The organism is Maricaulis maris (assembly GCF_049116555.1).
GTDB lineage: Bacteria > Pseudomonadota > Alphaproteobacteria > Caulobacterales > Maricaulaceae > Maricaulis > Maricaulis maris_C.
In genome coordinates, this window is sequence record NZ_JAGDYT010000014.1 from 57,652 (window position 1) to 70,510 (window position 12,859).

Annotated in this window: 11 protein-coding genes; 6 read left to right on the plus strand and 5 right to left on the minus strand. The window is 63.1% G+C overall.

What is annotated here, in order from left to right:
- Nucleotides 1–83: 83 nt before the first annotated feature.
- The 4 genes from JXQ94_RS13710 (at nucleotide 84) to JXQ94_RS13725 (ending at nucleotide 3,070) form a co-directional block, all read left to right on the plus strand.
- Nucleotides 84–989, plus strand: a complete 906-nt coding sequence (locus tag JXQ94_RS13710; protein ID WP_421924353.1) for a hypothetical protein — start codon at nucleotides 84–86, stop codon at nucleotides 987–989.
- A 57-nt stretch (nucleotides 990–1,046) separates the two neighbouring features.
- A complete protein-coding gene (locus JXQ94_RS13715; RefSeq protein WP_421924354.1) occupies nucleotides 1,047–1,835 on the plus strand; it encodes a hypothetical protein in 789 nt (262 codons plus the stop codon).
- A 140-nt stretch (nucleotides 1,836–1,975) separates the two neighbouring features.
- The gene (locus JXQ94_RS13720; protein ID WP_421924355.1) at nucleotides 1,976–2,320 is read left to right on the plus strand and encodes a hypothetical protein; all 345 of its coding nucleotides are present in this window, start codon (nucleotides 1,976–1,978) and stop codon (nucleotides 2,318–2,320) included.
- Between the two features lie 78 nt (nucleotides 2,321–2,398).
- Nucleotides 2,399–3,070, plus strand: coding sequence for a glutathione S-transferase family protein (locus JXQ94_RS13725; protein WP_421924356.1), 672 nt, complete (start codon nucleotides 2,399–2,401; stop codon nucleotides 3,068–3,070).
- 9 nt (nucleotides 3,071–3,079) lie between these two features.
- Here JXQ94_RS13725 and JXQ94_RS13730 read toward each other — a convergent pair whose 3' ends face one another.
- Nucleotides 3,080–4,003 (minus strand): hypothetical protein, encoded by a 924-nt coding sequence (locus JXQ94_RS13730; RefSeq protein WP_421924357.1) that lies wholly within the window; start codon nucleotides 4,001–4,003, stop codon nucleotides 3,080–3,082.
- 182 nt (nucleotides 4,004–4,185) lie between these two features.
- Here JXQ94_RS13730 and JXQ94_RS13735 point away from each other — a divergent pair, with 182 nt between their 5' ends.
- Nucleotides 4,186–6,084, plus strand: coding sequence for a glycosyltransferase family 2 protein (locus tag JXQ94_RS13735; RefSeq protein WP_421924358.1), 1,899 nt, complete (start codon nucleotides 4,186–4,188; stop codon nucleotides 6,082–6,084).
- A 53-nt stretch (nucleotides 6,085–6,137) separates the two neighbouring features.
- Here the strand turns inward: JXQ94_RS13735 and JXQ94_RS13740 are convergent, their stop codons facing one another.
- The gene (locus JXQ94_RS13740; RefSeq protein ID WP_421924359.1) at nucleotides 6,138–8,057 is read right to left on the minus strand and encodes a hypothetical protein; all 1,920 of its coding nucleotides are present in this window, start codon (nucleotides 8,055–8,057) and stop codon (nucleotides 6,138–6,140) included.
- Between the two features lie 235 nt (nucleotides 8,058–8,292).
- Complete coding sequence (locus JXQ94_RS13745) at nucleotides 8,293–9,672, minus strand: M20/M25/M40 family metallo-hydrolase (protein ID WP_421924378.1); 1,380 nt, start codon at nucleotides 9,670–9,672, stop codon at nucleotides 8,293–8,295.
- Between the two features lie 128 nt (nucleotides 9,673–9,800).
- Between JXQ94_RS13745 and JXQ94_RS13750 the strand changes: the two genes are divergently transcribed.
- Nucleotides 9,801–10,706 carry a pirin family protein gene (locus JXQ94_RS13750; RefSeq protein WP_421924360.1) on the plus strand — a complete coding sequence of 302 codons (906 nt, stop codon included), beginning with the start codon at nucleotides 9,801–9,803 and terminating at the stop codon, nucleotides 10,704–10,706.
- 2 nt (nucleotides 10,707–10,708) lie between these two features.
- On the opposite strand, the gene JXQ94_RS13755 is transcribed toward JXQ94_RS13750, so the two are convergent.
- Together JXQ94_RS13755 and JXQ94_RS13760 are read right to left on the minus strand one after the other, a co-directional pair.
- Nucleotides 10,709–11,599 (minus strand): TolB family protein, encoded by an 891-nt coding sequence (locus JXQ94_RS13755; protein WP_421924361.1) that lies wholly within the window; start codon nucleotides 11,597–11,599, stop codon nucleotides 10,709–10,711.
- A gap of 78 nt (nucleotides 11,600–11,677) precedes the next feature.
- Nucleotides 11,678–12,784, minus strand: coding sequence for a DUF2891 domain-containing protein (locus JXQ94_RS13760; protein ID WP_421924362.1), 1,107 nt, complete (start codon nucleotides 12,782–12,784; stop codon nucleotides 11,678–11,680).
- Between the last annotated feature and the right edge of the window lie 75 nt (nucleotides 12,785–12,859).

Here is a 12,859-nt window from a genome sequence, read left to right on the forward strand (position 1 = left end):
GCAATCCGAGCCATTTCGCTTCACAATTGCAAATTAACCATGGTGTCAGAGCCAATCCGGCTTGGTCGAAATAGGGGGAGGCCATGCCCTTAGATCAAAATGTTATCGAAGCCGATCTGGAACTGCGTCCGGATCTCGCCGAGTTCCGCGAAACGCGGTCACCCGCTGCGCTTATCCAGCTGGGTCGCGCCCGAGCCATTGCTCGCGCCCGCCGTGAAGACCTGCTGAAATTCCGACGCACCTGGGGTGGTGCGGTGGAGGATACGGCCGGTACAGACAAGCCGGCCGTCAAGCCGATCGACCGGGCTGCCATCTATCCCAGCTCGCACATCCTGCACTTCTCGGTACTGGCGACCCTTGTCCTGTTTGAAGGCCTGGCCAATGCCTACTTCTTCTCCACGGGCTCGGACCTCGGCCTGCTCGGTGGCTGGCTGCAGGCGATCACTGTCTCATTCACCAATGTCATCGCCGCCTTCTTCCTGGTCGGCTTCATTGGTCTTCGCCACATGTCCAACCGCAACCGCCCGATCATTTCCGGTCTGGCAGCCGCGGGGGTAGCGGTCGGCATCGCCCTCCTCATCCTGCTCAATCTGACCGCGGCCCATTTCCGCGACCTGCTCGAGCTGAACGCGGCCACGCTGGCACTCGGCGGTGCAGAGATGACCGGGACCGTGCTGACACCGGTCGTCGAAGCGCGGAGCAATCCGTTCGGTCTGCAGACGCTGGAAGCCCTGCTGCTCTTCATTCTGGGCACGACCTTCGCCGCCATTGCAGCCTTCAAGGGTCGCACTTTCGACGATGCCATCCCGGGCTATGGCGGTGTCACCCGTCGCCTGGAAGCAGCGTCGCGCGACCTCGAAAAGGCATTGGAAGCGGGCTGGAAAGACGCCCGCAAGCTCTCCCAGCCGGAACTGGAAGAACTGGTCGAGGCAAAAAATCTGCTCGATGAGATCTGTCAGGACTTGGCCGGTCCGAGCGAGCGCCGCTAAGGTGCGCCGCGCGGGCCGGGCTGGCCCGCGCGCTCACGGGGAGCGACGGAGGGGGCAATGTCCGGACGCGACGCCATAGGCCTGTTGAACCTGGCAATCATAGCTGCGGTTCTCGGAGGCATCACTTATCTCTACCTCACGCTGACGCCGGAGGAATATGACAGCCAGACCCTGTGCCTGGCCGATTCCTTCCCGCCCCATCGGGCGGTCGTCATCGACAAGACCGATCTCTACTCGGCTGAACAGGCCGAGGGGATTGAAGGTCTCATCCTGGCGCAGCGCGACACGCTCGCTGTCGGCGAGCGCCTTTCCCTCTACGAACTCAATGAGAGCGGGCAGCTGCGCAATACGAACAGCTTCTCCCTTTGCAATCCCGGCGCTGGCGAACAGGTCAATCCGCTCTATCGCAACCCGGAACGCGTCCAGGCCCGCTATGAGGCGCTGTTTGCGGACCCCCTCGACCGTGCCCTCGCCGATCTCGTTCTGCCCAAGGACGCCCCGTCCAGCCCGATCATCGAGGCACTTGCCCGGCTTGCCCAGGACCCGAGCTTCGATGCGACCATTCCCGGTCGCCGCATCGTGCTGGTCTCCGACATGCTGCAGAACTCGGACATCTTTTCGGTCTATGGCCGCCGACGTGGCGCTCTTGAAGATCGCATCCCGCCGGCCGACGACGTCGCAACGGCCATCCGCGACACCTATGGCGACAGCCTGCGCGGGGTTTATCTGGAGATCCAGCTCATCCCCCGCGACAGCTGGGAAGCGGAGCAGCGCGGCGCGCTTCAGGATTATTGGACCGATGTTTTCCGCCGGCTCGGCATGGCCGTGAGCTGGTCCGACATCTGAGTCGTATCCGACCGCTGCGCCACTCCGGTTTTCCACAGGCAAAGCCCGCCATGCATAGAATATGCATTTATGCGCCCGGCGACCCGCCCCACTATATGTTGTGTTGACTTGAACGCGACACGCAATAAATGGGGTTTGCAATGGCGTCCTTCGCCGCTGATCGGGATGAGGAAGCAGGCAGTGCACCGCTGCGATCTTTCGCCCCGCCGCCCCAGGGGTCCCTTCTGGACCGCGACGTCGTGAGCCTGTGTTCGCGACAACGCCATCTGCTCGAATTCGCCTTCCGGCTCGCGGATCACGGGCACACCCATGTCGGCAATGCGCTCGCTCTTTCACGCTATACTTTGCTGGACCTCGCCGATGGCCAGGCCGAACTTGTGGACGGGCTTGAACGCCTTCTCGGTCATCTCGGATTCGAGCTGGACCAGCCAGTTCCGGGCTGGTCGTCGCCAAGTCCGGATGTGATTGACGTCCAGCTTGACTGATTTTGATTGCCCTTGGCTTTGCCTTTCCCGCCAGGGCCCCTATTTGGTGACCAAATCCAGTCAGACAGGCAGAGCCCCATGATCACCGTCCATCATCTCAACAATTCCCGGTCCCAACGCATTCTCTGGCTGCTGGAGGAGATCGGGCTCGAGTACGACATCCGCAAATACGAGCGCGATGCCACCACGATGCGGGCGCCGAAGGAATTGCGTGACATTCATCCCTTGGGAAAATCGCCCGTGATCACGGATGGCGACCTGGTGATCGCCGAGTCCGGTGCCATCGTCGAATACCTGGTCGACACCTATGCGCCGGGCCTGAAGCCAGCTGCCGGCACCGAAGCCCATCGTGAATATGTATACTGGATGCATTTCGCCGAGGGCTCGCTGATGACGCCGCTTCTGATCAAGCTGCTGACAGGCCAGATCGAGAAATCGAAGGCGCCCTTCTTCGTCAAGCCGATCATCAAGCAGGTCGCAAGCCGGCTCCGCGACGGCTTTGTTGACCCGGAGTTGGCGTCCCTGTTCGGCTACATCGAATCCTATCTTGAGGGTCGCGACTGGATCGCCGGACCAGAATTTACCGGTGCGGATGTCCAGCTCACATTCCCGCTCGAGGCCGCCGTGGCGCGTGGCGGGCTGGACGAGCGCTACGCGAATCTGACTGCCTATGTCGCCCGCATGCACGCCCGCCCCGCCTACAAGGCGGCCATCGAGCGTGGCGGTGCCTACGGTATCGTCGGCGGCTAGCGCTCCCGGTCAGCGATTCTGGATGCGGATGCCGATCTGGAAGACGGCACCGGAATAACTGCGCAGATCGATATTGGAATCATTGTCGACATAGCCCGCTTCGCCATAGAGCGTGACCTGCTCCGTCAGGCCGTGCTCGACACGGCCGGTCGCGCGCCAGCGTCTGTCCTCGCGCTCATACATCTGAACTGCCGAGAACGGACCGTCATAGCTGCGCTGGGAGGCTTCCAGACGCAGCTCGCCGCGCGTGTCCTCCCCCAAGGGCTGCCAGGACCGGGCCCGCAGGGTGGTTTCAGAAAAACTGAACCGGTCGGCATCGGCACTCGATGAAGTGAAGAAGCCGGCCAGATACCAGCCGGAGCGCCTGTTCTCACCATAGCCATATTGCTCGATCCCGGCCCGCCACTGGGTCTGGTCCAAGCCGGTGACGACCTGGTCGCCGAAATCATATTGGTTGGCCCGCAGGCGCAGCACGGTTTCGCGATTGTCAGCGGGCCGGTAACGCATCTGCCCCTCAGCCTGGAAACGTGTGTAGTGGCGGTCGCCATCACGATTGAGAACAGAGGCCTCGGCGATCGCGCGCATCTGCCAGTGCTCGCCCACCGGAGCCCAGTACTGGACGCGCGGCGTGAACAGCATGGAGTCGAGATCGTCCCGGTCCTCATAGAGGCGCAGGCGGGCCTGTTGCTCAAACCGCCAGACCCTGCCGGCCCCAACCGGCTTGACGATGCGCAGCCAGTTATTGCTGTCGAATCCCGTCTCCAGATCAAAAGCGCCCTGGGGCTCCAGAACGTCCTGATCGATGAAAGGGTCGGACCGTTGCACGGCGTTGTCCGACCGGAATTCAATCCGGGCGTCCTGGGCGCTGACCGCGCCGGGAATCAGGGACAGGGCGGCGGCGCCCGCCAGCAGGGTGGAAATGGAAGGTTTCATGGCGGATCCCCCGAGATGCCGTATAGTTGCTTCAAGCTTATCGCCGCAGCGGGACTTTCGCCATCGCCTCGACGCCTTAATGTTGATATTTTCAAGTCTTAGGGTGGCTTCCGGGCCGAAATTGGGCGCAGTCATTCAGCTGCCGGTCATGCCGGCAAAGTCGTTGTGAGACAGGAGTTCAGATGGCAGGCAAGGATCGCCAGCACCGGTCCGGTACGGGCAAGGCCGCCCGACCCGCTGACTTCTTCCGCTCCGTCGACAGCGCCCCCAAGGGGATCAGCGTCAAGCGCGACCGTTCAGCGACGGACGGCTTCCTGATCAGCTTTCTGGCCCTCACCATATTGGCGCTCTCGACCGCGGCCTGGGCCAATGCGCAATGGCCGGGCAGCGTTCCGACCGATCTGATCTTCTTCACCGCAGACCGGTTCAATGCGGTCCTGCCCATCCGCATCTTCCTGGTCATCTTCTTCGTGATCTACGCAGCGTATGCGCATGGACCTATCCTGGCCCGCCTGAAACTTGGTTTCAGCTTCCTGATCAAACTGGCGGGTGTCGCCGCGATCGTCGACGGTGCCGCGCTCTTGTCCTGGCAGCAGGCCGACGCGGTCTGGCCGGTGCACGTGCAACAAATCCTCGTCGGCCTCTCCGGACTGGCGATCTTTCCCCATACCGTGCTCAACCAGGCCCGTCTGCCTGGCCCGTGCGGGTCGCCTGTACGCCGCCGGGGGCGCTATTACGAATACTGGATGGTCAGCGCTGCGGCCCTGGTCGCCGCCATCGGGGCCGTGGTTGCGATCACGCTCTACGACGCTGAAGTCGAGCAATTGCGCAATCTCGCCCTGCTCGGCGGTATGGGGCCAGGCGTCTTCCTGGCGCAGCAATTCTTTACCGTACAGCTGGCTGCGGTGGGAACGGCGCGCAATGCCCTGTCACGTCGACGCGCCTATTCGCCACCGGTTGCGGTCCTCATTCCGGCCCACAATGAATCCCATCTCATCGCCCAGACCATCGACGCCATTGACGAGGCCGCGGCCAATTATGATGGAACGGTGCGTATCCTGTTGATGGAGAACTGCTCCAGCGATGACACGGCGGAGATCGCCCGGCAGGCCATTGCCAAATGCCGCTGCGCCCGTGGCGAGGTCATAGAAAGCGCAATCCCCGGCAAGGCCAAGGCCCTCAATCACGGCCTTGAACTGATCAGCGAAGACTATGTCGTTCGCATCGACGCCGACACCCAGATCGACCCGAAATCCCTGCGCCTCGCCATGCGCCATTTCGCCAACGCCACCGTTGGCGTGGTGGGTGGACTGCCCCTGCCCCTCAAGAGAACCGGCTTGTTGGACAAGTTCCGCACGATCGAGGTGCTCAACCGGCATGGCTTCTTCCAGGTCGCGCTGGGCGCTTTCAACGGCATTCTCGGCATTCCCGGCATGTTCTGCATCTATCGCCGAGCGGTGTTGATGGAAGCTGGCGGTATTGTCGAGGAGATGAATGGCGAGGACACGGATATCGTCCTGCGCATGACCAATCTGGGCTATCGCGCAGTCTCGGACCCGCGCGTGAAATTCCGAACCGAAGTGCCCGACAGCATGGATTTCCTGCGCGAGCAGCGCACCCGATGGTTCCGCAGCCTTTATCACGTCTCGGCGCACAATCGCGCCATGCTTTTCCAGGGTAATCTGATCACCGGCGCGGTGGTGCTGCCCTTCACCCTGATCAATGGAGCCCGACGCGCCATGATGGCGCCGCTGGCGATCTATGGCGCCGTGCTCTTCTTCCTGTACGGGGGAATCTACGACCACCCGCACCTGACCACGGTACTGGCTGTCATGTTCGGCATGCCCTTCATCATGGCCTGTGCGGTGGTCGCCTTCTGGCGCCGCCCGGACCTGATCCTCTACATGCCAGCCTATATGGCTTTCCGCCTGCTGCGGTCCTACTACACGCTCGGCGCCACACTGACCCTGGTCTATCCGGGCTCGGCAAAAGAGCGGCGCTTCGACCCGCCCAAACCACTTGCGGTCCCGGCAGGGGAAAGCATCGAGCGGGTCGAAAAACCGCCGGTCATCGTGAAATAGGCAGTGACAACAAGGCCGGTCCGTGCCGCGCGCCGGGCAAAGCCCGCTGCCGGCTAGTCCAGGGTCAGGACCGCGCCTTCATCATGCACAACCGAGACCTGCTCCTGGCCGATTGGTGAGGTCATCAGCGAAGGCGGCGTGCCCAGCGCATGAGCCACCAATCCCGGGATATCGACCATCCGATCCGGCTGGCCCGGCCCCGGACGCGCCAGCGTTGCGGTCACGGCCTGCAAAATACCGACATTGGAGACGGACCGGATATCCGCGCTATTGACCCGGCGCGTATCGCGCATGGCCAGACGGTTACCCTCGATGCCGATCGGCAGGATGACATTGGATGGCGCGTGATTGATCGCGATAAAGGGCTCGATCGCGTCATTGGCCCGGCCCGCTGCGGTATCGACATAATCGAAATCAATCACCGCGGTCAGCGGCACGAAACTGGCGACCACTTCCGAACCCAGTTCCAGCGCGGCCAGACGTTCCCGGCCTTCCAGACCGGACGGGAAGCGCAGAGCGACGCGGTCGCGGAAGAGATGCGGCAGCCCGGCCAGGCCAGCCAGCGGCTCGGACACCTCATCATAGAGAAAGCCCGATTCCGGCAAGAGCTGCACGGGGTAGCGGCGTGCCGTGATGGTGCAGCCGCCCGCTTCGCGGTGCCGCTGAACCGAGACCCGCAAATCATTGCGCAGATTCTGAACTTCATGCGGCAAATTCAGCGTGAACATGTTCAGCCGGCCCGTTTCCATGTGGCGGCTGTCGATCAACACGCCATTGAGCTCGGTATGGACCAGATTGGTAAAGTCGCCGGGTCCTTCCGGCAGACGGATGGCCAGACGCAGGCGGTCCGGCACGCGGCCGCCCGGCAGGCCGGCCAGGCCATAGCCGATATCCCAGCTGCGCGCCTCGGCAATACGCTGGATGGAGGTATCCACGCCGATATCGCCAAAACGGGTCATCAGCGCATCATCATGGGACTCGACGAATTGCGACGGCGAAACAAAGGCCGTCCGGGCGAGTGGCAGCATGTCCGACGTTATGAAATCAGCCACATCCATGCGATCCGCTTCTGTCAGGCCGAGATGGACGAAATCGCCCTGGCGCCACAGGGTTGCCGCGCCGCCATGCTGGTCATCGCCAAAGCGCTCGAAACCACCAGCCGTCAGCTGGGCTTCGGAGCCGAGCAGGATCAGGCCGCGTGTCGCCAGGCGATAGCGACCCAGCTCTTCCAGATCCATGAATTTCACCTGATAGCCGCGCTGCGTCATGCGCGCGCCCAGCCGCATGGCCAGAGGCACGAAATCCGCATTGCCGGTCGCCGGCACGGCAATCGTCACTTCCGAAGGCAGCAAGCTGACCGCATCGCGCAGGGAGGACACAGCACTGCGCAGATCCATTTCGATGCCGGAGCGTGCATCCAGGGTCACGACGGCGCCGATTGAGCGGTCATTGTGGCAAAGCGCATCCGGCAGATCGCCGTGCAGCTGGATACCCACATTCAGCTCCTGTCCGTGCAGAGCACTCTCGGGCAGTGCGACCACCCAGCGGAACTCGCGGGTTCCGGGCACCAGGACCCGCTCCAGGACGCGCTCACCATTGACCACGACCCGCATGGCCGCGATGGCGCTGTCGGACAGGTCCTGCGTCCCCTGCAGGACTAGGCGGACCTGGCTGACAGGCGTGTCGCGAACCGTCGGCAGATTGATGGTGGCGTAGGAGGGGTAACCGGCGATGAAGAGGCCGTCACTCTCGCCGATATCAGCCAGGGTGACCGCGGTCGGCTGATCCGGCTCGGCGTCCGCACGCCCGGAGATCAGCGTGTCGAACATGTCGGTGACGAAAAGGCCAAAACTGCCGCGGCCGGCATTAAGCGCACCGGAATTGAACAACGTGATCACACTGCCAAGGGCGATGATGATCAGGATGTAGGAAAACCACGGTTTGCGCTTTTGGTTGCCGGTCGTCTTAGCCATCGGATCCCCCATCGACCGACCCCGTGCGGGATCATTGGTCGGGTTGATTTCTGTCCCTCGAATCCGACGCCCCCCAGCGTTGGAATGGTTAAGCCGTAATTCTTCAATGCGACCAAAGCGGGACGGATTGCGAAGAAATCTGGATCAATCAGGGCCAAATCTGGGCACAACGAAACGAGCGGGCCACCCTGGGTAGCCCGCTCGCCGCAATCACGTTTTCCGATTTGACGCGGCGTTACTCGCCGCGGAAGTCGACATCCAATTCGGCAGCGAGATAGACCAGCGCCGCATAGGCCGCGACATTCTGGGCCAACTCGTCCGGATCAATCTTGTCCAGCGTGTCATCCGGCGTGTGGTGCAGGTCGAAATAATCCGACCCGTTCTGATTCAGACGCACGGTCGGCACGCCTTGCATGGCCAGCGGAATAATATCGGGCCCGCCGCCCGGCACGTTTGAGCCGCCGCGGATGATGCCCAGCGGCGCGACAATATCGCCAATGGCATCCACGGCCGGCGTGCCCTCTTCGGACACGTTCGAGACCAGCTGCCAGATGGTGCGGGCCCCGAAATCGGATTCGGTGGCGAGAACATGATTGGCGATCTCGTCTGCATGCTGCTCGGCATAGGCGCGCGCACCCAGGAGACCGACTTCCTCGGCACCGAACATGACAACGCGAATGGTCCGGCGCGGTCGCTCGGGCAATTGTGCGATCAGGGCGGCCGCCGCGGTGGTGATGGCGACGCCGGCGCCGTCATCAACGGCACCCGTGCCTTCATCCCAGCTATCCAGGTGCCCGCCAATCAGGACGATCTCCTCCGGGTTCTCTCGCCCGATCAGATCCAGCACCACATTGCCGCTGGTGACCTCGCCGCGCCAGCCGGCGGTCGACCGGATGCGCATTTCGATCCCCTCGCCAGAATTGTGCAGGCGGCGCAGATGGTCTGCATCCGGATTGGAAATCGCAATGACGGGAATATCAGCCCATTCGCCATTGTTCGAACTCATCATGCCGGTGTGCGGCATACGATGGCTGTCAGAGCCGACCGACCGCACGACCAGTGCATCCGCCCCGCCGCGCTCGGCATGCTGCCAACCGATGCGTCGGCGCTGATTGGCAGGGCCATAACCGGCACCGGTCTGGCTCGGCACCATGGCTTCGCCATCGACGAAGGCGATCTTGCCATCCAGCGCGCCATCCTCGATCGCCGTCAGCGCATCGATGTTGCGGAAATAAACGATCTCGGCGTTCACGGCGCCGAGGCGCGGCGAACGACCGGAGCCGCCAAGCGCGGAGCCGTAGAGTGCCTGCTCATAGGGTGCCGTCATGACAATCTCGAGATCTCCCCGCTCCCAGAAGGGCATGGTGAAATCCTCGACCGAGACACGGTCAAAGCCGAGTTCCTCACCCAGCGCGACACCCCAGTCCCGCCCGCGAGCTTCAGCTTCCGAGCCCGCCAGACGCGGACCGACCTGCGTGGTCAGCGATTCGACGATCTCGTAACCCAGGTCACTGTCGAGGGCAGTCTCGACCAGCGCCTGAGCGGTTTCCGCCTGCTCGGGCGTCAGGGCGAACCCGTCCTGGCCCAGTGTTTCCGCAGACAGAAAGACTGTCATTCCAAGCGCGATAATTGATTTCATGAAGTCCTCCCGACACATTCCGGCGACACTATGAAGACCGCAGCGCGCCGCGCAAGCCACGCCCGTGTGAGGTCGCAATGCAAATATCAGTCGGAGGTCAGGCCATGCCCGATACACACGCACGCAAATTCTCTGGTCGGACACGGGATCTCGGCGGTTTCGAGGTTCGACGCGTACTGCCCTATGCCAAACAGCGCATGGTTGGTCCTTTCATCTTCTTCGATCAGATGGGCCCGGCCGAGTTCGCACCTGGTGACGGCATCGATGTTCGCCCCCACCCGCATATCGGACTGGCCACCGTGACCTACCTCTTCGACGGGGCCCTGCAGCATCGCGACAGCCTGGGTGAGGACCTGGTCATCCGACCGGGCGATGTGAACTGGATGACGGCCGGTCACGGGGTTGTCCATTCCGAACGCACCCCTGATCAGGAGCGCGCCGCCGGTCACAGGATGTATGGCATCCAGACCTGGGTGGCGCTGCCGCTGGACCATCAGGACATGGCGCCGGCCTTCTTCCATCACCCCGCAGCCAGCTTGCCCGATTTCGAGCGGGGCGGCGCCCGCTTCCGCCTGATACTCGGCACAGCCTGGGGCCAGGAAGCGCCGGTCGCGGTCTTCTCGCCAATCTTCTACCTGCATGGCGAAATGCCCGCTGGCAGCGAGGTCATGCTCGACATCGACCATGATGAGCGCGCCGTCTATGTCGTGGAGGGCCGCGTCATACTGGGCGATGACCCGGTCGAGCCCGGCGAAATGGCCGTTCTGGCCAGCGACGAGACACCCCGTTTGCGCGCGGAGCAGGACAGCCGGATCATGCTGTGCGGCGGGCGCTCGCTGGGCGCCCGCGTCATCGACTGGAATTTCGTCGGCCCGGACCGGGAGACGATTGCCAGAGCGCGTGAGGACTGGACCAGGGCCGCGCAATCCGGTTTCCCGGACACCGGGCGTTTCCGCCTGCCCGGCGGAGAAGGCGAGCACATCCCGGCGCCCGAGCCCGTCCGTCGCTGAGGCTATTCGTGAACCAGCGATCGCGCACCGGTCTCAACCTCGACCCGGTATAGTCGCGTCTGATCATCACCGTCGGTCACCGACAGGAAAACCGACCGCCCATCCGGGTGAAAATCAAAGGCTCCGAACCGCTCACCCGGCCCGGAGCGAAGGACAGCGTCCGGGACGCCACGCGCCTCCAGCCGGACCAGTGAGGACTGCACGCCGGTAGACACAATGGCATAGACCTCGCCCGACGGCGCGACATTGGGAAGCCCGATACGTCCTGTCTCTGGCGCCTCGGCCATCACGGTTTCCGCGCCATCCGTCGCCGACACCTGAATGATCCGGGACTGCCCGGCTCCGTCCGTCCGGTCGAAAACCAGGGACAGCCCGTCCGGCGCCCATTTCGGATGGAAGTCCCGACCCGGCCCTGTGGTGAGCTGGCGTGCCACGGGGTCGCCACGGTCAAGGATCCACACATGGGGCCCCTGCGTCACGCGCACAAAGGCAATACGGTCGCCTGACGGGCTGATCTGGGTGTGCATTTCGCGTTCGGGCGTCTGGGTCAGGGCGCCAACCGAATTGTCGCCCAGCCGGACTTCATACACATCCCATATGTCGCTCATCCCGCGCGGACCACCAATGAAGGTCAACCGGTCTCCCTCAGGCGACCAGGCCGGATTCACGGACCAGCTCTGTCCGGTGGGCTGACGCGACGTCTCACCCGTCTCCAGATCGGTCACCAGAATATCCGCGGTCTCTGCCTCCAGATCGAACTGGAAATGCGCGACACGGCTACCGTCCGGCGACACGCGCGGATGCGACTGCGCCTCGGCACCAACCTGCGTTCCCAGCAGGCCGGTGAAGGCCAACACGCCCTGTAGCGTCCTGACATAAGAGATCGGCTTCACGACATCATACCTCCGCCAAAGCCCGAGCCAGATCGCAGTCTAGACAGGCAGGTCGGTGGGCCCGGCATGAATTTTCCGTCATTCCGGAATGTCGAGGGCGCGGCCAGTGATGTAATAGGTCGCAAAACTGGCCAGCCAGTGGCCGCCCGCATAGTCATCGCCGGTCACCGAAGCGATGCCGCTCTCGGCATGACGCGCGGCCGTCGCAAGCAGGCTGGCACGACGCGGATCATCCCTCGGCAATGCGTCGGCAATGGCTTCGAGATTCCAGGCCCGCGACAAATTCACGCCGTCCAGATGCACCAGCTTGCCATCTGAGGCATCCAGCACAATGCCCGGCTCCAGCCAGTCCGCCGAGCCGTCTGTGGGAATGTCCGGAAGGAAGGCTGAGAGCCAATCGGCATAGGCCTGCCGGTCCATGACGCGGCGCATCAGATCTGCTTCCATCAGGCAGGGCGACAGGAAATCCTCACCCGAGGGCTCATAGCCGATCGGACAGGCCTGGTCGCCGGCATGGAAGCGCAGACTGGTCGCCACCAGCATCGCTTCCAGCTCCGTATCACCAGCTGTGCGTGCCCAATCCAGCGCCAGCGCAAATCCGAAGGCCGACTGATTGTGGGTCCCGATCCGGATCGGGTAGGCGAGATTGGGCAACCAGGACCGGTATCGGTCTGCGACAACAGCCTCCAGGGGGGCCAGCGCCTCGGCCCAGCGCACGGCGCGGGGATCATCCCACTCGCGCAGTTCGGCGGACAATTGAAGCAGCCAGGCAAGCCCATAGGGGCGCTCGTAAGACGCGCGACCCTCGGCCTGAAAATAGGCCACTTCACCCGCCATCGCCTCGGGATTGAGATGGCCATCCAGCGCGGCTGTCGCCGCGGCATCGGCCGCCTCGTCCAGGCCGCCGCGCAGGAGGCGCACGATCAGCCAGTGGCCGTGCACGGCCGAATGCCAGTCATAACAACCATAGAAGGCCGGGTGCAGGTCGCGCGGGGTGCGGGCATCTGAGTCGGACTGCAGCACGTGAGATATCTTGTTGGGGTATTCGCGGTCGACACAGTCCAGGGCGAGCTGGAGAAAATGCGTTTCACGCGACGGCGCGGGGCTTTCAGACTGAGCGTCGGCGATGTTGCTGCAAAGAAAAGCGAAATTTGCGATTACCAGAAAAAATGTTCGCGATAACATGGACTTCCCTTGCCTTCATTGCATTTCTGAACCGTGCCTTTTTGGCTTTTCTGGTCCCTGTCTATCTGCTACCGG

What these genes read in the sequence shown, in the direction of transcription:
- JXQ94_RS13710 (WP_421924353.1), top strand. Translation starts at nt 84, where the DNA reads ATGCCCTTAGATCAAAATGTTATCGAAGCCGATCTGGAACTGCGTCCG.
- JXQ94_RS13715 (WP_421924354.1), top strand. Translation starts at nt 1,047, where the DNA reads ATGTCCGGACGCGACGCCATAGGCCTGTTGAACCTGGCAATCATAGCT.
- JXQ94_RS13720 (WP_421924355.1), top strand. Translation starts at nt 1,976, where the DNA reads ATGGCGTCCTTCGCCGCTGATCGGGATGAGGAAGCAGGCAGTGCACCG.
- JXQ94_RS13725 (WP_421924356.1), top strand. Translation starts at nt 2,399, where the DNA reads ATGATCACCGTCCATCATCTCAACAATTCCCGGTCCCAACGCATTCTC.
- JXQ94_RS13730 (WP_421924357.1), bottom strand. Translation starts at nt 4,003, where the DNA reads ATGAAACCTTCCATTTCCACCCTGCTGGCGGGCGCCGCCGCCCTGTCC.
- JXQ94_RS13735 (WP_421924358.1), top strand. Translation starts at nt 4,186, where the DNA reads ATGGCAGGCAAGGATCGCCAGCACCGGTCCGGTACGGGCAAGGCCGCC.
- JXQ94_RS13740 (WP_421924359.1), bottom strand. Translation starts at nt 8,057, where the DNA reads ATGGCTAAGACGACCGGCAACCAAAAGCGCAAACCGTGGTTTTCCTAC.
- JXQ94_RS13745 (WP_421924378.1), bottom strand. Translation starts at nt 9,672, where the DNA reads ATGACAGTCTTTCTGTCTGCGGAAACACTGGGCCAGGACGGGTTCGCC.
- JXQ94_RS13750 (WP_421924360.1), top strand. Translation starts at nt 9,801, where the DNA reads ATGCCCGATACACACGCACGCAAATTCTCTGGTCGGACACGGGATCTC.
- JXQ94_RS13760 (WP_421924362.1), bottom strand. Translation starts at nt 12,784, where the DNA reads ATGTTATCGCGAACATTTTTTCTGGTAATCGCAAATTTCGCTTTTCTT.